The sequence below is a fragment of the Bordetella genomosp. 10 genome (genome assembly GCF_002261225.1).
Classification (GTDB): domain Bacteria; phylum Pseudomonadota; class Gammaproteobacteria; order Burkholderiales; family Burkholderiaceae_B; genus Bordetella_C.
Genome location: NZ_NEVM01000001.1, coordinates 1809845 through 1828150 on the forward strand (window position 1 = coordinate 1809845; position 18306 = coordinate 1828150).

Annotated in this window: 13 protein-coding genes; 10 read left to right on the forward strand and 3 right to left on the reverse strand. The window is 68.2% G+C overall.

Annotated elements, in window-relative coordinates; genetic code table 11:
• Positions 1–2: 2 nt before the first annotated feature.
• Together CAL29_RS07935 and CAL29_RS07940 are read right to left on the reverse strand one after the other, a co-directional pair.
• Positions 3–347 carry a YnfA family protein gene (locus tag CAL29_RS07935; protein WP_094852346.1) on the reverse strand — a complete coding sequence of 115 codons (345 nt, stop codon included), beginning with the start codon at positions 345–347 and terminating at the stop codon, positions 3–5.
• A gap of 110 nt (positions 348–457) precedes the next feature.
• The gene (locus tag CAL29_RS07940; protein WP_094852347.1) at positions 458–2146 is read right to left on the reverse strand and encodes a sigma-54 interaction domain-containing protein; all 1689 of its coding nucleotides are present in this window, start codon (positions 2144–2146) and stop codon (positions 458–460) included.
• A 114-nt stretch (positions 2147–2260) separates the two neighbouring features.
• Between CAL29_RS07940 and CAL29_RS07945 the strand changes: the two genes are divergently transcribed.
• From CAL29_RS07945 to CAL29_RS07980, 8 genes are all read left to right on the forward strand, one after another.
• Positions 2261–2686, forward strand: coding sequence for a PaaI family thioesterase (locus CAL29_RS07945; RefSeq protein ID WP_094852348.1), 426 nt, complete (start codon positions 2261–2263; stop codon positions 2684–2686).
• A gap of 33 nt (positions 2687–2719) precedes the next feature.
• Entirely contained in the window at positions 2720–6040 is a 3321-nt protein-coding gene (locus tag CAL29_RS07950) for an acetyl-CoA carboxylase family protein (protein WP_094852349.1), read from the forward strand.
• A 5-nt stretch (positions 6041–6045) separates the two neighbouring features.
• A complete protein-coding gene (locus tag CAL29_RS07955; RefSeq protein WP_256977257.1) occupies positions 6046–8520 on the forward strand; it encodes a CoA transferase in 2475 nt (824 codons plus the stop codon).
• A 31-nt stretch (positions 8521–8551) separates the two neighbouring features.
• The gene (locus tag CAL29_RS07960; protein WP_094852351.1) at positions 8552–9571 is read left to right on the forward strand and encodes a Bug family tripartite tricarboxylate transporter substrate binding protein; all 1020 of its coding nucleotides are present in this window, start codon (positions 8552–8554) and stop codon (positions 9569–9571) included.
• 266 nt (positions 9572–9837) lie between these two features.
• Entirely contained in the window at positions 9838–10734 is an 897-nt protein-coding gene (locus CAL29_RS07965) for a LysR family transcriptional regulator (protein ID WP_094852352.1), read from the forward strand.
• A 222-nt stretch (positions 10735–10956) separates the two neighbouring features.
• Entirely contained in the window at positions 10957–11985 is a 1029-nt protein-coding gene (locus CAL29_RS07970) for a tripartite tricarboxylate transporter substrate binding protein (RefSeq protein ID WP_094852353.1), read from the forward strand.
• 37 nt (positions 11986–12022) lie between these two features.
• Positions 12023–13390, forward strand: a complete 1368-nt coding sequence (locus tag CAL29_RS07975) for an acyclic terpene utilization AtuA family protein (protein WP_094852354.1) — start codon at positions 12023–12025, stop codon at positions 13388–13390.
• Between the two features lie 2 nt (positions 13391–13392).
• Positions 13393–13731 carry a DUF4387 domain-containing protein gene (locus CAL29_RS07980; protein ID WP_256977258.1) on the forward strand — a complete coding sequence of 113 codons (339 nt, stop codon included), beginning with the start codon at positions 13393–13395 and terminating at the stop codon, positions 13729–13731.
• On the opposite strand, the gene CAL29_RS07985 is transcribed toward CAL29_RS07980, so the two are convergent.
• Entirely contained in the window at positions 13716–14243 is a 528-nt protein-coding gene (locus CAL29_RS07985) for an Rrf2 family transcriptional regulator (protein ID WP_094852355.1), read from the reverse strand. The two genes, CAL29_RS07980 and CAL29_RS07985, sit on opposite strands and share 16 nt — an antisense overlap.
• 270 nt (positions 14244–14513) lie before the next feature.
• Between CAL29_RS07985 and CAL29_RS07990 the strand changes: the two genes are divergently transcribed.
• Positions 14514–15731, forward strand: coding sequence for a globin domain-containing protein (locus CAL29_RS07990; protein ID WP_094852356.1), 1218 nt, complete (start codon positions 14514–14516; stop codon positions 15729–15731).
• A gap of 102 nt (positions 15732–15833) precedes the next feature.
• A complete protein-coding gene (locus tag CAL29_RS07995; protein ID WP_094852357.1) occupies positions 15834–18281 on the forward strand; it encodes a catalase in 2448 nt (815 codons plus the stop codon).
• Positions 18282–18306: the final 25 nt, after the last annotated feature.

The window sequence follows — 18306 nt, forward strand, 5'->3', positions numbered from 1 at the left end:
CATCAGGCCGAGGGCTGGAAAGCGATCACCGCCATGCCCGCCAGCGCGATGATCGCGCCGACGACGTCCCAGCGGGTGAGCGCCACGCCGTCGACGACCCGCAGCCACACCAGGGCGATGGCGATATACATGCCGCCGTAAGCCGCGTAGGTCCGGCCCGCGGCGCTCGGATGCAGGGTCAGCAGCCACGCGAACAAGGCCAGCGAGACGGCGGCGGGCAGCAGCAGCAAGGGGCTGCGGCCCTGCCTGAGCACCAGCCAGGGCAGATAGCAGCCGACGATTTCGGCAAGAGCCGTCACGGCGTAGAGGGCGGCGGTAAGCAGTACGTTCACGGGGATTCGTGGCATCGAGGGGCGGGTCTGATTGTTGCGATCATAACCATGGCGTGCGCCATGCCATGCTGGACTCCACGCCTGCGCCACGCCGGGCGCTTGTCGCCATCGACGTCTCGACCTGTTCAAACGCCCGCGTCCTGTCCGATCAATTTGTATAAATAGGACCGGGAAATACCGAGCTGCCGCGCCGCGCGCTGTTTATTCCCCTCGCACTCGCGCAGGGCTTTTATCGCTGCCGCCCGCTGTTGCGCCCTGAGGCTTGCCGCGCCGGGCAGGCTGGCGGTTTCGGCCTGGGACGTCATGGCTACGGCGCGCGCATGGGGATCGCCGGCTTCCGTCGGCGCCGCCCCGGCGGCCGTGCGCGTCGCCTCGTTGCGCCTGAACGCATCCAGGGTCAGGGCGGCCGGACCGGAAAAAACCAGCGCTTCCTCCACACGGTGGCGCAGTTGGCGCAGGTTGCCCGGCCATTCCTGGTCGGCCAGATAGTGCGTTACCTGCGCCTCGATCGCCGGCAGGGCCCAGCCGTTGCGGGTGCAAAAAGACTGCACGAAGTGCTGGAGCAGCGCCGGCAGGTCTTCAAGGCGCTCGCGTAGCGGCGGCACCCGCAAGGTCACCCCGCTGATGCGGTAATAGAGGTCGTGCCGAAACGATCCGGCCCGAATCAGCTCGTCCATGTTGCGGTGCGTGGCCGCGACCAGCCGGAACGAACTGCGCTTGGCGGAATGGCTTCCCAGCCGCTCCACGACGTGGTCCTCCAGCACGCGCAGCAGCTTGATCTGGATATCCGCGGGGATGTCGCCAACCTCGTCCAGGAACAGCGTCCCGTCATTGGCCATCTCCAGCTTGCCGGCGCGGCCCTGGCGAGCGCTGCCGGTGAATGCGCCGGCCACGTGGCCAAACAGCTCCGACTCCACCAGGCTCTCGGGAATCGCCGCGAGATTCATGCTCACCAGCACATGCTCGGGGCGCCCGAGGCGGTGAATCGCGCGGGCGACCAGCTCCTTGCCCGTGCCGCTTTCGCCGATGATCAACACCGGGACGTCCAGCTTGGCGACTCGCGCGATGTCGTCGCGCAATCGTTGTACTGCCTGGCTTTCGCCCACCAGCTCGGCCATCGCTTCGCGCGCGACCCGCAGGTCATCCAGTTCCTGGCGGTAGAACGCCAGTTGCGAACGCAACTGCGTCATCTCGGCCGCCATCTGGGAGACCGCCTCGGCGTCCCGGAACATCACCTGGCCCACGGCGCCGACCACTTTGCCGTTCTTCCAGATGGGGCGCCGGCTCACGACGCGCGTCACATCGTTGTCCAGCTTCAAGGGCTTGCCTATCTCGGCCTTGCCCGATTGCGCGACGATGCCCAGCCGCGAGTTGGGTATCGCCCGGTCCGCCGGCCATCCGATGGCGCCGCCCCGCGGTAGCCCGAGATAGATCTCGTGGACGGGACTCATGTACAGCATCCTGGCTTCATGGTCGGCCACGGTGATGCCCGTGTAGGGGTCGTTCAGGATCTGTTCAAGAATGTCGGCGGCGAAGGGCACGGCGACGATGAAATCCAGCAATGCGGCGCGCGGCTGCGCCGGCCGCACCAGCACGACCTCGGCGTCGCCGAAGCGCAGATTCAGTCCCATCGCGGCGCCGTCGGCGAACTCGATGGAAAACAGGGGCCGGTCCCGGGCCTCGTCCATTGCGCGCATGACCCGCTCGCGGACGTTCGCGTCTTCCAGCAGCCCCAGGGCGATCAAGGGCTCGCCCGCGCGCCGGACCAGCAGGCCCGTGTTCGCTTCGAGCGTCACCGACTGTCCTTCATTCATACAACCCCCGTCCTCTGCGAGAGCGCGGAGTGTATTTGATGAGGACACATTTCTCAAGATCGCGGGTCGCTTGCTCGAACGACGACCTGGCATGCCCTTTGCATAAAGAAGAGCATGAATAACTTGTCTACCCCCATCGAGCTCCGGGGTTATTTCGGGGCGGAAGTCCCCTTCATGGAGCACATCGGCCTGGAGCCGATTTCGCTGGACGAGAACAGTTGCCTGACCCGCCTGAGCATCAGGCCCGACCTGGTCAACAGCCGCCGCGATTTGCACGGCGGCGCGCTGATGGCGGCGCTCGACTTCACCTTGAGCGCGGCGGCGCGCGGGCATGCGCCTTTGCGCTACGGCGTGATCACCATCGACATGACCACGCATTTCTACGAGGCGGCGCGCTCCGACCTTACGGTGATCGCGCGTTGTTCCCGCCGGGGACGATCCATCGCTTTCTGCGACGGAGAAATGGTGGACAACAGGGGCGCGGTCATCGCCGTGGGCCGCGCCACGTTCAAGCTGCTGGACCTCGCCAAGGCGTCATAGGCGTGCCGGGTCCTGAAGAAAAGAGGAGACATTTTGAAGAAAGTCCTGATTGCCAATCGTGGCGAGATCGCGCTGCGGATACATCGGGCGGCACACGACCTTGGCATCGCCACGGTCGCCGTCTACTCGGAAGACGACACCCATTCGCGCCATCGGTTTCTCGCTGACGAAGCTGTCGCGCTGGCCTCCAGCGGTCCCGCCGCCTATATCGACATCGAGGCCATTCTGGCGGCCGCGCGGGCGACCGGCTGCGACGCCGTTCATCCCGGGTACGGTTTCCTGAGCGAACGGCCGGACTTCGCCAGCGCCTGCGCGCGGGCAGGCCTGGTTTTCATCGGCCCCACGGCCGAGCAGTTGGCGCTGTTCGGCGACAAAGGCCAGGCGCTGGAGTTGGCCCGGCATTGCAAGGTGCCTGTCATGCCGGCGACGCCGGGCGGCGCCACGCTGGACGACATCGCCCGTTTTTTCGACGCCCAGGGCGCCTCCGGCATTGTCATCAAGGCGGTCGGCGGGGGCGGCGGCCGGGGCATGCGGGTCGTGCGCAAGCGCGAAGAGATCGCCGATGCGTACGCGCGCTGCCGCTCGGAGGCCGCCGGCGCCTTCGGGGTGGACGCGCTGTACGCCGAACGGCTGGTCGTTCGCGCCCGCCACATCGAAGTGCAGATCGCCGGCGACGGTGAACATGTCGTGGCGCTGGGTGAACGCGACTGCACGCTGCAACGGCGATTCCAGAAGCTGGTCGAGATCGCGCCCAGTCCGGTGCTCGCGCCCGACATGCGCGAACGGATACTGGAGGCGGCCATCCGGCTTGCGCAAAAGGTGCATTACCGCAGCCTCGGCACCTTCGAGTTCCTGGTCGAGGAAGACGAGGCCGGCGAACAGGAAAGCTTCGTCTTCATCGAGGCCAACCCGCGCCTGCAAGTCGAGCACACGATTACGGAGCAGGTGACCGGCGTGGACCTGGTCAGCCTGCAGATCGGCCTGGCGATGGGGCGTGGCTTGCGGGAGTCGGGCATCGATCCCGCCGCGCCGCCCAGGCCGCGCGGTTTCGCGATCCAGGCGCGGGTCAATGGCGAGTCCACCGATGCGCAGGGCCTGGCGCGTCCGGCGCAAGGCCGCCTGGAGCGCTTCGATCCGCCCACCGGTCCGGATGTGCGGGTCGACACCCATGGCTACAGCGGCTACGCGCCCTCGCCGCAGTTCGACACCTTGCTGGCCAAGGTCATCGTGACCAGCCCTTCGGACGATTTCCGCGACGCGGTGCGGCGCCTGCGGCGCAGCCTCGCGGAGTTCAGGGTGGTGGGCATGCCGACGAACCTGCGGTTGTTGCGCGCCCTGGCCGAACGGGAGGATTTCGTCAGCCAGAAGAACCATACGCGGTATTTCGAGGAGATATTGCAGGAGCTGCTGGCGGCCGCGCGGGTCATCGAGCAGAACGACAATGCGAAGTCGCTGGAAGACCTGGCGCCATCGCTGGCGTCGGATGCCTCGGCGCGCGCCGGCGAGGCGGCGGCGGAGGATGACCCGGAAGACGGCCTGGTCGCCATCCGCGCGCCGATGAGCGGCCTGCTCGTCGAGATGCCGGCCGGCGTGGACCAGGTGGTGGCCGAGGGCCAGACGGTCTGCGTGCTGGAGGCGATGAAAATGCAGCATTCGGTCGGCGCCGCCGTGACCGGGCGGATCGTCGATCGCCGGTGCGAGGCCGGCGTGCTCGTCAGGGAAGGGCAGGTCCTGCTCGTGATGGCGCCGGCCGACGCGGACGGACTCGCGGCCGATCAGGAGCAGGAGGCCGACCCGAACACGGTCCGCGCCGATCTGCAGCGCGTGCTGGATCGCCATGCCGTCCTCTACGACGCCGCGCGGCCTCAGGCCGTGGCGAAGCGGCGCGCGCGCGGCCAGCGCACCGCGCGCGAGAACGTGGCGGATCTTTGCGATGCCGGCAGTTTCGTCGAGTTCGGCGCCCTGGCGCTGGCTGCCCAGGCCAGCCGCCGCAGCCTGCCGGATCTGATCGCCAGTACCCCGGCCGATGGCGTTATCACGGGGATAGGCAGCGTCAACGGCGCATTGTTCGCGTCGTCCCGGGCCCAGACAGCGGTGATCGCCTATGACGCTACCGTCATGGCGGGGACGCAGGGCAAGCGCAACCATGTGAAGACGGACCGCATCGTGTCTGTCGCGCAGCGCGACCGCCTGCCGCTGGTCCTGTTCGCCGAAGGCGGCGGCGGCCGCCCCGGCGACGTCGATGTGCCGTCGGTCTCGGGCCTGTGGCAGCCGGGCTTTGCCGCCATGGCGGAGCTCAGCGGCGAGGTTCCCATGGTCGGTATCGTCTCGGGCCGCTGCTTCGCCGGCAATGCGGCTTTCCTGGGCTGCTGCGACGTGATCATCGCCGACCGGTCGGTCAACCTGGGCATGGCCGGCCCGGCGATGATCGAAGGCGGCGGCCTGGGCGTCTTCCGCCCCGAGGACGTCGGGCCGGCGGCGGTGCAGTACGCCAATGGCGTCATCGACGTCCTGGTCGACGACGAGGCGCAGGCGGTGCGGGCGGCCAGGCACTATCTGTCCATGTTCCAGGGGCGGACCGAAACGTGGACGGCGCCCGATGCGCTGGCGCTGAGGGGCGTGGTGCCCGAGAACCGCGCCCGCGTGTACGACTCGCGCAAGGCGATCGCGGGCATCGCCGACGTGGGCAGCGTCATTTACCTGCGGGCGGGTTTCGGCCTGGGCATCCACACGGCCCTGGCCCGGGTGGAAGGCCAGCCGGTCGGCATCATGGCCAACAATCCGCATCACCTCGGCGGCGCCATCGACGCCGATGCGGCCGACAAGGCGGCGCGCTTCCTGCAGCTTTGCGACGCGCATGGACTGCCCGTGGTCTCGCTCATCGACACCCCGGGATTCATGGTGGGCCCCGAGATGGAGGCGCGCGCCCAGGTGCGGCACGTCTCGCGTCTTTTCGTTGCAGCCGCCAAGCGCCGCGTGGCGCTGCTGGCGATCGCGTTGCGCAAGGGTTACGGGCTCGGCGCGATGGGCATGGCGGGCGGCGGATTCCGCGCGGCGGACATGACCTTGTCCTGGCCTACCGGCGAATTCGGTCCGATGGGGCTGGAGGGATCCATCCGGCTCGGCTTCAAGAAGGAGTTGGAAGCCGCCGGCGGCGAGGCAGAGCGCAAGGCGCTGTTCGACAAGCTTGTGGCCCAGGCGTACGAGAAGGGCAACGCCATCAGCACCGCGGCCGCGGTCGAGATCGATGCGGTCATCGATCCCGCCGAAACGCGGCGGTGGATCGTGAAGGGCATCGCATCGGCCGACGCGCGGGCGGGACGGGCGCGGCGTTCGTTCGTGGACACGTGGTGAGCGCGATGACGACAACGGATGCATCGATGGCGCCGTCCGACCCGGACCGGCTGGTCCTGAATGGCCTGCGGGTGCTGGAGATCGGCAGCGGACCGGCCGTGGCCTATGCCGGCAAGCTCTTCGCCGACTTCGGCGCCGAGGTGATAAAGGTCGAGCCGGCGCAAGGCGACGAGTGGCGCAAAATGCCGCCCTTGCTGAATCCGCGCGATCCGGATAGCGAAAGCGCGCTGTTCGCCTGGCTCAACACCAATAAGCGCAGTGTCAGGGCAGACCCCGGGCGCGATGCGCGGTGGCTGGCCGAACTGGCCATCGGCTGCGACGTGGTGCTGGACGGACGCGCGCTGAGCGCGGACGCGGCGCCCGGCCCGTTATGGACCAGGGACGACGCCGGCCGCGCCGGCGACCCGATTCGCATCGATTTCACCTGGTTTGGCGCGGATGGCCCCTATAGCGGGTTTGCCGGCGCCGAATCGGTGGTGCGCGCACTGTCCGGCGCGGTCCACGGCAGCGGTCCCGTCGCGGGGCCGCCGCACATGCCGCACGATCTCCAGGTCGGCATCGTGGGCGGACTGCAGGCCTTCTCCGCCGCCATCGCCGCGTGGATCGGCCGCGCGCAAGGCAGCCGCCATTACACCTTGAGCCTGCACGAGGCCGTCTTCGGGCTCGTCGAGATGGAAGCAGGCATGGTGCAGGATGGCCGCCATCCGCTGCGCCGGCTCGGCGTCAACCGGTTCTGCAATGCGCACCCCGCCGGTATCTATGAAACGGCCGATGGCTGGATAGGGCTATTCACGCATACCTTGCCGCAATGGTCGGCGCTGTGCGCGGAGATCGGCCGTCCCGAACTGGCGGCGGCGCCGGCCTACGCCACCGGGCCGGACCGGATAAACCATGCCGACGAGATCGACGCGTTCCTGATTCCGGCCATGCGCCGGCGCACGGCCCGGGAATGGTTCGAAAGACTGGGAGCGCGCAAGTACCCTGCCGTCCTGGTGCCATCCATGGAGGAACTGCTGCGGCAGCAGGTGCACAGGGAGCGTGGCGCGTTCGCCGTCGTCGCGGCTGGCGGCGTGCGCTTCGAGGGGCCCGTCGTTCCGTTTCGGCTGGGCGCCGAGGGGCCCTTGCCGGGCGGCGAGGCGCCGCGGTTCGGCGCGCACGGCGACCTCTATCGTTCGCTTCCCCATGCCCCGCGCGCCGCCGCGCGGCGGCAGCCCGCGCCGGCCGGCAGCCTGCCGCTGGCGGGCGTGCGCATCCTGGATCTGTCCATGGGCTGGGCCGGCCCGCTGGCCAGCCGGACGCTCGCCGACCTGGGCGCCGACGTGATCAAGGTCGAGAGCATCACCTATCCGGACTGGTGGCGCGGCACCAACTTCAACGAACCGTTCTACCGTGAACGCTTGTACGAGAAGGTCAGCAACTTCAACATGATGAACCGCAACAAGCTGGGCATCACGCTGGACCTCACTCAACCGCGGGGACGCGAGTTGCTGCTATCTCTGCTGAAGCTGTGCGACGCCTGCATCGAGAACTATTCGGCGGAAGTGCTCCCCAAGCTGGGCCTGGCTTACGACACGATGCGCGCCGTTCATCCGGGCATCGTCGTCCTGTCGATGCCGGCCTTCGGGCTCGGCAACGCATGGAGCGACACCCGCGCCTATGGCGGCACGCTGGAGCAGGCCAGCGGCCTGCCGTTGTACACGGGCCATGCGGCGCATCCGCCCGCGATGACGTCCTACGCCTTCGGCGACCCGGTCGGCGGCATGAACGCCGGCGCCGCGCTGCTGCTGGGCATCCTGGCACAGCGGGTGACGGGGAAAGGACGCCACATCAACTTCTCGCAGGTGGAGGCCATGCTGCCCATGACCGCGCCCTTCATGATCGAGCAATCGGTGGCGGGCCGCGTACCGACCCGCCAGGGCAATCGGCATCCGCTCAGGGCGCCGCACGGATGCTACCGCTGCGCGGGCGAGGATGCCTGGGTGGCGCTGAGCGTGGATACCGGCGCGGCATGGATCGCGCTATGCCGGTTGCTGGGCCGATTCGACTGGGAACAGGATGCGCGCCTGCGCGCGGCGTCCGGCCGGCAAGCCCGCTGCGAGGAGGTGGGCGCCGCGATCGCTGCCTGGACGGCGCGCCTGGATGCCGATGCGGCGATGGCCGCCTTGCAGGCCGCCGGCATTCCGGCCGGTGTCGTCCGTCCGATGCGCGAGGTGCTCGACGACGCCCATCTCAACGCGCGCGGTTTCTGGAAAACCGCCGAACGACCCTACGCCGGGCGCTACAAGTCGACAAGTCCGCCACTGCGCGAGGCCGGTGCGCCGCTGCCTGTCGCGCGGCCCGCGCCGACGCTGGGCCAGCATACGCGAGAGGTCTTCGCGGCCTTGCTGGATCTCGACGATGCGGCAGTCGATGCGCTGGAGGCGGCCGGCGTGTGCGGCACCCAAGCCAGACCCAAGGCCAGGCGACCCTCGGCCAATTGATCCACTACCAGGAAAAAAAAGGAAAATCAGGATGAGACAACTCTCGAAACCGCGCCGCCGCTTCCTGGCGGGCGCCTACCGGCAGGCCTTGGCGCTGGCCGCCGCGGCCGCTTTCATCTACCCGGCAGCCGCCGCCGCGCAGCCGGGCAACTGGCCCGGCAAGCCGATACGGCTGATCGTGCCGTTCCCGGCGGGGTCGTTCACCGACACGATAGGCCGCGTGGTCGCCGACGGTCTGTCCAAGGGACTGGGCCAGCCGGTGATCGTCGAGAACAAGGCGGGCGCCAACGGCATGCTGGGCGTGTCGGAGGTGGCGCGCGCCGATCCGGACGGCTATACCTTGCTGGTGACCAACTCCAGCAGCATCACGATCAATCCGCAGCTTTACAAGAAGATTCCCTACAAACCCAGCCAGCTCACGCCGATCACGACGCTCGTGGAGTCGCCGTTCATTCTGGTCATCAACCCGGAATGGGCGAAGAAGAACAAGATCGAAACCACGAAGGACCTGGTGGCCTACGCGCGTGCCAAGCCCGGTGAACTGACCTATGGTTCCGCCGGTCCGGGCAACGCGGCGCACTTGAGCTTCGCGATGATGGGCAATCACCAGAATTTCAAGGCTACCCACGTGCCGTACAAGGGCGCCTCGCTTGCCGAGGTCGCGGTGCTGAGCGGCGAAATCGATTCCGTCTTCGACGTCTGGTCGGCCATTCCGCAGATCCGGACGGGCAAGTTGAAGGCCTTGGCCGTCTCGTCCGACAAGCGGGTGGCGGCCTTGCCGGACGTGCCTTCCATCCAGGAAGGCAGCGTGCCGGATTTCAACGTCATCATCTGGGCGGGCCTGCTGGCGCCGGCCGGCACGCCGGAACCGATCAAGCGGAAGCTTTTCGAGTTGACCCGGCAAGCGCTCCAGGACCCCAAGGCGCAAGCCACGCTGAGCGTCCAGGGCGAGGTGGTCACCACGGGACCGGAGGCGTTCCAGCAGCGTATCGACAAGGAAATCCGGACCTGGGGCGAAGTCATCCGGCGGGAAAACATCACGCTCGACTGACAGCCGCAGGCGGGCGCGATCCGCTCGCGTGGCCTCGTGCATGTACAGCATGAACGCGTGCAACTACGGATCGCGGCGGCTGATCCTGGCGGAGGCGACGTATAGCTGGTAGCGCCGCGTCCGGCTGCCATCGGCCCGGGAATCCGATTATCGACAGGGGCGCGGCCGCATGGTGAACTCATGCGGCGCCGGCGCGGCCGGCGCGTCGGAACCGGCCGGACGAATGGCCGGGGCAGGGCGGGGCCGGAGGGCGCCGTGGGGTAACGATGAATCTGCGCCAGATCGAAGTCTTTCGCGCTGTCATGCTCGCCGGCTCGGTCAGCGGCGCCGCGCAACTCCTGCATGTCTCGCAGCCCGCCGTCAGCCGGTTGATTTCCTACACCGAGTCGCGGCTGGGCTTCGCGCTGTTCCAGCGCCTGCGCGGCCGGCTGCATCCGACGCCCGAGGCGCACCGGCTGTTCAACGAAGTCGAGGTGCTGTACCAGGGCGTGCAGCGCATCAACGGCCTGGCCAGCGACATGGCCAGCCAGACGGGCGGGGTGCTGCGGGTCGCCTGCAGTCCCAGCCTGGCCTATGCGCTGATGCCCATGGGCATCGCGGCCTTCTCGCGCCGTTTCCCGGACGCGCAGGTCATCCTGGAAGGCATGCTCGCCGAGCCGCTGATCGATTCGGTGCTGACGCAGCGCGCCGACGTGCTGGTGGCGATGGTGCCGGTGCAGCATCCCCGCATCCAGGTGCACAAGCTGTTCCGCAACCGGGTGGTGGCGGTGCTGCCGGCGGACCACCGGCTGGCCGAGCGCAAGCGGCTGCGCGTCACCGACCTGAAGAACGAACGCATCATCGGCTACGGGGCGGAGACCCCGCTGGCGCACGCCATCGGCCGCCTTTACGACGGCGCCCGCATCGCGCCGCGCTGGGTGGCGGAGGTCATGCAGACTCACGTGGCCTGCGCCCTGGCGCAGCAGGGCCTGGGCATCGCCCTGGTCGACGAGTTGGCGCAGATCGGCGGCGCATGGCCGGATCTCCAGGTGCGGGAACTGACGCCCACCATCGACCTGCAGGTGCGCATCGGCTATTCGCGCCATGAACCCCTCTCGGCCATGGTCCAGGCCTTCGTCGACGAAGTGCGGGCCTTGCGGCATCCGCTGTTGGTTCCCGCCTGACGACGGGGGAGTACCGGCCTTTTCGCGTCCGGGCGTAGCTCCGCGATTCGCCGGCCGCCTCCCGGCAGCGCCTGTATTCACGCGGTTCTTAACGTGACGTTATGGCGTTTTTCCATAACGGAATACGACTTTTCCCCGGCCTCTCCCTAGAATTTTTAAGCCGCCGGACAAGGCGGACGGGTCGCCCGCAGAGGCGTCCGCAACCAGACAAGGGGTCAGGTCATGAAGCTCGCATACACGTTCATCCGCCGGCGGCTGTCTCGCGCCGCCGCAATCGCCGCCGTTCCGATCGCCATGGCCGCCGTCGCCGCCGCGCTGGGGTCGGCCGCCGCGCCCGCCGTCGCCGCCGGCGCCTTCCCCGACCGCCCGATCACCGTCATCGTGCCGTATCCCGCCGGCGGATCGCTGGACACCGTGGGCCGGCCGCTGGCCCAACTGTTCGAGAAGGCGACCGGCCAGTCCATGATCCTCGAAAACGTCGGCGGCGCCGGCGGCCTGATCGGCGCGAACAAGGTGGTCAAGGCGCCCGCCGACGGCAACACCCTGCTGCTGGCCAGCAACGGCCAGGTGACCATCGCCCCGCTGATCTACAAGGACATGAGCTACGACCCGAAGACCGACCTGGTGCCTATCGTGCATCTGGTCGACCAGACGGCCGTCCTCTACGCGAGCGCCAAGTCGCCGTACAAGACCTTCGCCGACGTGGCGCAAGCCGCCAGGGGCGGGCACGAGGCCTTGCAGTTCGCCTCTTCCGGCACGGGCAGCATTTCCCACCTGGCGCTGGAGCTGCTGGCCCAGAAGATGGGCGCGCATTTCACCCACGTGCCGTACCGCGGCGCGGCGCCCGCGCTGCAAGACCTCGCCGGCGGCCAGGTGCCGCTGCTGTTCACTTTCGTGGGATCGGCCAAGCCGCTGACGCAATCCGGCATGGTGCGGCCGCTGGCGGTGGCCGCGAAGCAGCGGCTGGCCAGCCTGCCCGACGTGCCGACCTTCGCGGAGCTGGGTTATCCGGACGTGCAGGCGTCCGTATGGATCGGCCTGATGGCGCCCAAGGGCACGCCCGCCGATCGCGTGCGGAAACTGGCGAGCATTGTCGACGGCGTGTTGGCGAACGCGGAATTCAGGAAGCTCATGGCCGACAACAACATGGAAATCAAGGGCGGCTCGGCGGCGGCGTTCGAGGCCATGATGGCCGACGACGGCCAGCGCTGGGCGAACCTGGCCAAGTCCGTGAACCTGGCCACCAACTAGCCACCGAATCACCCCATACTCACCCAGGCAGGAAGAAATGATGAAGCAAGTAACCGGCGTGGCGCCATCGGGCTCGATGGGCAGCGGCTATAACCTGGCGTCGTTCAAGCGCGCCATGCAGGCCAATCCCGATTTCATCGGGCAGGACGCGGGCTCCACCGACATGGGGCCGTACTATCACGGCGCGGACAAGGCCTTCCTGCCCTTGTCCGCCTATCGGCGCGACCTGGCGGTGATGCTGGCGGCCGCCCGCGCGGCCAGGATACCGCTGCTGATCGGCTCGGCCATCACCAACGGCTCGAACGCCACGCTGGAGCTCATGGTCCGCATGGTGCGCGACGTCGCCGCGGAACAGAAGCACTCCTTCAAGCTGGCGGTCATCGGCGCGGAAATCGACAAGAAATACCTGAAGGAAAAAATCGCCGCCCACGGTCCGCTGGAGGCCCTCGGCCCCGACAGCGGCCTGACCGCGCGGATGGTCGACGCCGCCGGCCCCATCGTCGCGCAGATGGGCATGGAGCCCTTCATGCGCGCGCTGGAGGCGGGCGCCGAGGTCATCATCGCCGGACGGGCCTGCGACGACGCCGTGTTCGCCGCCATGCCGGTGCTGCGCGGCTTCGATCCGGGCCTGTCGCTGCATTGCGGCAAGATCCTGGAATGCGCCGGATTGTCCGCCGTGCCCTACGACCTGGGCGAGCCCATGATAGGCCGCGTGCGCGAGGATCACTTCGAAGTGGAGCCCGGCAATCCCGATAGCCGCTGCACTACGGTGTCGGTGGCCGGGCACTCGCTGTACGAGCGCAGCGATCCTTTCCTGCAGGCGGGGCCCGGCGGCATCAACGACCTGACGCACGCGACCTTCGAGCAGGTCGACAGGCGCATCGTGCAGGTGCGCGGCAGCCGCTACATCCAGGACGCCGATTACCGCGTCAAGCTGGAAGGCGCCGAGCAGTTGGGCTATCGCAGCATCGTGGTGGTCGGCATCCGCGACGCGGTCATGATCGAACAGTTGGATCACGTGCTGGCGCATGCCCGCGAGCGCGCCGAGGAACGCTTCGGCCTGAAGGAGAACGGCATCAGCCTGCTGTTCCGCCAATACGGCAAGAACGGCGTGATGGGCGCGCTGGAGCCGGACCTGGACCACGTGCCCAAGGAAATCGGCCTGGTCATCGACGCCGTGGCGCCGGACCAGGACACGGCGACGGCGGTCGCGATGTTCACGCGGGGCGTGCTGCAGCACGCGGACTACCCCGGCATCCTCACGACCGCGGGCAACATGGCCTATCCGTTCTCGCCTTTCGGCGTGCCGGTGGGGCCCGCCTACCGCTTCTCCGTCTATCACCTGATGCCGGTGGCCGACGCCACGGAGTGCTTCCCCATCCACTACGAGAACATCCGGAATTGATCATGGCAGAATCGACCTCCCAAAAGACCCGGCCGATGACGGCCTACGCCAAGGTCATCCGCAGCAAGAATTCGGGTCCCTTCGACCTGACGTTCGACATCATGTTCGACGCCGACGCGCCGTACCTGCACGTGAAGCACAGCGGCGTGATCAATGTCGAGAACGTGGCGCGGGCGTTTTCCATCGCCCCGGACCAGGTGCTGGTCTGCACGCCGTTCGACGCGGCGCGCGCCTTCAAGATCACCATCAAGCGGCCGGTCAGTTCCGGCGACCTTCAGGACCGCGATGTGTACGGCTGCCAGCAGCACGTGCCGCTGACCCGGATTCAGGTCCCGGCCTGACGCCGGCCGCCGCCCCGGCGGGGCGGCGCCGCGCGCTTGGACGCCGCCTGGCGCAATTCGTCCCGCACGTCGGCCAGCGCCAGGGCCTGGCTGAAGGCGCGGTTCAGCGTGGCCGGCCTGTCGACCAGGTCGAACAGGGTGACGCCGTCCAGCACCTGGAACCAGGCTTGCAGCGCGCGGTGCAGCACGCCCTTGAGCACGCAGGCGCGGGTGATGACGCAGTGGTCTTCCTCGTGGAAGCACTCGACCAGGGCGAAGTCGCTTTCCGTGGTGCGGACCACCTCGCCGATGTTGATCTCCCCGGCCGGGCGGCCCAGCCGCAGGCCGCCGGCGCGGCCGCGCGCCGTCCGCAGGAAGCCCGCCTGGCCCAGCTTCTGCACGATCTTGATCAGGTGATTGCGCGGGATGCCGTAGGCATCGGCGATGTGCTGGATGGTGACGGATTCGTCGGGATGCGACGCCACGTAGATCAGCGCGCGCAGGCTGTAGTCCGTGTAGTCGGTAAGTCGCATGGGGAGGGCGCTTGGAGGTCGATGGCGTAACCGGCCTGGGTGGCGCCTGGGGGCGGAGGCGGGCGGGTTTGACGTGGATCAAAAGTCTAGCATGCGGATCCGCGATAATTGTCTTTAAGTTGCATGTGAAATACAACTTAAATAGAATGACACCGCCTTCCCTCATCGGCGCGCCCTGGTCCGTACATGCGGCAGCGCGCCGGCGGCGCGCCGCGCCATGCCGGTCCGCCTTTAAAGTTGCATGGAAAATATATCTTTTAGGAGTTCACCATGTTGTCGCAGCAGTCCCGGCCCTACATCGACGCCAGCGTTCCCGTATTGCGCGAACATGGCTTGACGATCACCAAGACGTTCTACCGCAATATGTTCGCCGATCGTCCGGACCTGACCAACCTGTTCAACATGGGCAACCAGGCCAGCGGCGCGCAGCAGCAATCGCTGGCGTCGGCGGTGTTCGCCTACGCCGCCAATTACGACCGCGCGGATGTCCTCGCGCCCGTGCTCGACCGCATCGTGCACAAGCACGCCGCGGTCGGCATCAAGCCGTCGCACTACACCATCGTGGGCCGGCACCTGCTCGGCGCCATCAAGCAGGTGCTGGGCGACGCCGCCACGCCGGAACTGATGGCGGCCTGGGACGAAGCCTATTGGCTGCTGGCCGCCGAACTGATCGCGGCCGAAGGGCGCCTGTACGAACGCAGCAAGGCCGAGCCGGACCACCGCCTGCCGCTGCGCGTCACCGAGCGCTGTGCGCAAGGCAGCGAGATCGTCTCGCTGACCCTGGCGCCCGTGGACGGCACGCCCTTGCCGGATTTCCAGCCCGGCCAATACGTATCGGTGGTGGTCGAACTGCGCCCCGGCGTGTTCCAGCAGCGCCAGTACAGCCTGTCGGATGCGCCCAACGGCGCGAGCTGGCGCATTTCCGTCAAGCGCGAAGCCGCGGGCGAGGGCACTCCGGCGGGCGTGGTGTCGAACTGGCTGCACGACAACGCCAAGGTCGGCGACGTGCTGATGGTCAGCCGCCCCTACGGGGATTTCGCGCCCGTGCTGGACGGCAAGTCGCCCATCGTGCTGCTGTCGGCCGGCGTGGGCATCACGCCCATGATTTCCGTGCTGAACACCATGGCGCGGCGCAACCCCGGGCGGCCGGTGCTGTTCGCGCACGCGGCCCGCGACCGCGCCCGCTTGGCGCATCTGGACGACGTGGCGGACGCCGGCAAGCGGATGGCCTCGTTCAACGCGCACTATTTCCTGGAGTCGCTGCCGGCGGACAGCGAGGCGCCGGTGGCCGGCGCCACCACGCACGCCGGCCGCATGACCTTGCCGAGCGTGCTGGGCAAGCAGGCGCCGGCCGATGCGGACTACTACCTGTGCGGGCCGCTGCCTTTCATGCAGATCCAGCGCGCGGCCCTGCTGGAGGCGGGCGTGCCGGCCGGACGCGTGCACCGCGAGGTCTTCGGGCCGGACCTGCTGGACGACATCTTGTAACGCTTGCCAAGGCCGGGCCCGGCCTTCATGCCTGCCCTCGGAACGGGAATTGCTGATGCGAACCGCTTCGACATCCCCCACCCCGTTCAGGAGCAGACAGCCATGGCCAGCACGAAAAAAACTGCAAGCACGCCCGGTAAAAAGGTTGCCAGCAAGCCCGCCAAGAGCGCGGAAGGCAGTGGGAAGAAGGCCGCCGCCAAATCCGCCGCTCGCACGACGTCGACCGGTCCCGCCCAGGTCCTCGGCGCCGACGACGCCCTGGCGCGTCATGCCGCGGGCGTGCAGGCCTTATCCGCCGGGATGCCTTACAACGAGACCAAGGCGCTCGAACACGGCCGCGACAACGCCGTGGCGCCGCCCGCGGGCCAGACGGTGGAGCCCGCGGACCCCAGCATCACCGGCAGCACCCTCAGCGAAAGCAACGACGGCGGCAAGACGGGCGGCGCCGCGCCCGCGGGCGCCTGTCCGGTCACCGGCGCGCTGGACCGGGTGCGGGTCGACAACGCCGGCCAGGCGCTGACCACCAACCAGGGCGTGCTGGTGGCCGACAACCAGAACTCGCTCAAGGCCGGGCTGCGCGGCCCCACCTTGCTGGAAGACTTCATCCTGCGCGAGAAGATCACCCATTTCGACCACGAACGCATACCCGAGCGCATCGTGCACGCGCGCGGATCGGCCGCCCACGGCTATTTCGAGAACTACAAGCCGCTTACGCAATACACGCGCGCTGCGCCGTTCCAGGAGGCCGGCAAGATCACGCCCGTCTTCGTGCGCTTCTCGACGGTGGCCGGCGAACGCGGCTCCACCGACACGGCGCGCGACGTGCGCGGTTTCGCGGTCAAGTTCTATACCGACGAGGGCAACTGGGACCTGGTGGGCAACAACATGCCGGTGTTCTTCATCCAGGACGCGATGAAGTTTCCCGACCTGGTCCACGCGGTCAAGCCCGAGCCGCACCACGGCATGCCGCAGGCCGCCTCGGCCCACGACACCTTCTGGGACTTCGCCTCGCTGATGCCGGAGATCACGCACATGCTGATGTGGGCGATGTCCGATCGCGCCATTCCGCGCAGCTACCGCATGATGCAGGGCTTCGGCGTGCACACCTTCCGCCTGGTCAACGAGGCGGGCGAGTCGGTGTTCTGTAAATTCCACTGGAATCCCAAGGAAGGCACGCATTCCCTGGTATGGGACGAGGCGGTCAAGATCTCGGGCGCCGATTCCGACTTCCACCGCCGCGATTTGTGGGAAGCGATCGAGGCGGGCGCCTATCCGGAATGGGAACTGGGCTTGCAGATCTTCACCGAGGAGCAGGCCGAGGCCTTCAGCTTCGACATCCTCGATCCCACCAAGATCGTGCCGGAGGAGCTGGTGCCGGTGACGCCGGTGGGCCGCATGGTGCTCAATCGCAACCCCGACAACTTCTTCGCGGAAACCGAGCAGGTCGCCTTCTGCACCGCGCACGTGGTGCCGGGCATCGATTTTTCCAACGATCCGCTGCTGGCCGGGCGCATCCATTCCTATGTCGACACGCAGATCAGCCGGCTGGGCGGTCCCAATTTCCACGAAATTCCCATCAACTCGCCGCTGGCGCCGGTGCACAACAACCAGCGCGACGGCATGCACCGCCAGGCGGTGGCGCGCGGCCGCGTCGCCTACGAGCCCAATTCCCTGGGCGGCGGCTGTCCTTTCCAGGCGGGGACGCGGGGCTTCGTGTCCTTCCCGGAGCCGATGAAGGAGGACAAGCTGCGCGGCAAGCCGGAGAAGTTCGCCGACCACTACACCCAGGCCCGTCTTTTCTACGAAAGCCAGGCGCCCTTCGAAAAGCGGCATATCGTCGCCGGCTTCCGCTTCGAATTGAGCAAGGTGACGGTGCCCGCCATCCGCGAGCGCATGGTTTCCGGCCTGCGCAACGTGTCCGATGAATTGGCCCGCGCGGTGGCCGAGGGCCTGGGTATGGCGCTGCCGCAGCCCATGCCGCGCGCGCTGGAAAATCCCGCCAAGCCGGAAGTCACGAAATCGCCGACGCTGTCCTTGACCGCGCGGCCGGGCGCGGGCGGCATCCGCACGCGCAAGATCGCCATCATGATCGCGCCGGGCGTGGACGGCGCCGCCATCGAATCGCTGCAGCAGGCGCTGGTGGAGGAGGGCGCGGTGCCGCTGCTGGTCGCCGCCCGCATCGGTCCGGTGGAGACGGCCGGCGGCGGCACGCTGGACGCCCAGGCCTCCCTGGAGAATTCGCCCGCCGTGCTGTTCGACGCGCTGGCGCTGCCGCCGGGGGACACCGTGACCGATGAGCTGGCCGACGAAGGCCAGGCGCTGGAGTTCATCCGCAACATCTACCGGCACGGCAAGACCATCCTGGCGCTGGGCGCGGCGCAGGCGCTGCTGGACGAGGCGGGCATTCCCCTGCTGCTGCCTGACGGCGACCCCGATCCCGGGCTGGTGTTCGGCGGCGACGCCGACGCCACGCCCGCCCTGGGGGCGTTCGTGAAGGCGGTGGCCATGCATCGCCACCCGCAGCGGGAGACGGATCCGCCGCGCGTGTGAGCAGCGGCCGGGGCAGGGCGCGCGG

Excerpts from the sequence above, each read along its gene's own strand:
- CAL29_RS07960 (WP_094852351.1), top strand. The coding sequence starts at position 8,552 with ATGAGACAACTCTCGAAACCGCGCCGCCGCTTCCTGGCGGGCGCCTAC.
- CAL29_RS07965 (WP_094852352.1), top strand. The coding sequence starts at position 9,838 with ATGAATCTGCGCCAGATCGAAGTCTTTCGCGCTGTCATGCTCGCCGGC.
- CAL29_RS07935 (WP_094852346.1), bottom strand. The coding sequence starts at position 347 with ATGCCACGAATCCCCGTGAACGTACTGCTTACCGCCGCCCTCTACGCC.
- CAL29_RS07985 (WP_094852355.1), bottom strand. The coding sequence starts at position 14,243 with ATGCGACTTACCGACTACACGGACTACAGCCTGCGCGCGCTGATCTAC.
- CAL29_RS07970 (WP_094852353.1), top strand. The coding sequence starts at position 10,957 with ATGAAGCTCGCATACACGTTCATCCGCCGGCGGCTGTCTCGCGCCGCC.
- CAL29_RS07975 (WP_094852354.1), top strand. The coding sequence starts at position 12,023 with ATGATGAAGCAAGTAACCGGCGTGGCGCCATCGGGCTCGATGGGCAGC.
- CAL29_RS07990 (WP_094852356.1), top strand. The coding sequence starts at position 14,514 with ATGTTGTCGCAGCAGTCCCGGCCCTACATCGACGCCAGCGTTCCCGTA.
- CAL29_RS07955 (WP_256977257.1), top strand. The coding sequence starts at position 6,046 with ATGACGACAACGGATGCATCGATGGCGCCGTCCGACCCGGACCGGCTG.
- CAL29_RS07995 (WP_094852357.1), top strand. The coding sequence starts at position 15,834 with ATGGCCAGCACGAAAAAAACTGCAAGCACGCCCGGTAAAAAGGTTGCC.
- CAL29_RS07940 (WP_094852347.1), bottom strand. The coding sequence starts at position 2,146 with ATGAATGAAGGACAGTCGGTGACGCTCGAAGCGAACACGGGCCTGCTG.
- CAL29_RS07945 (WP_094852348.1), top strand. The coding sequence starts at position 2,261 with ATGAATAACTTGTCTACCCCCATCGAGCTCCGGGGTTATTTCGGGGCG.
- CAL29_RS07980 (WP_256977258.1), top strand. The coding sequence starts at position 13,393 with ATGGCAGAATCGACCTCCCAAAAGACCCGGCCGATGACGGCCTACGCC.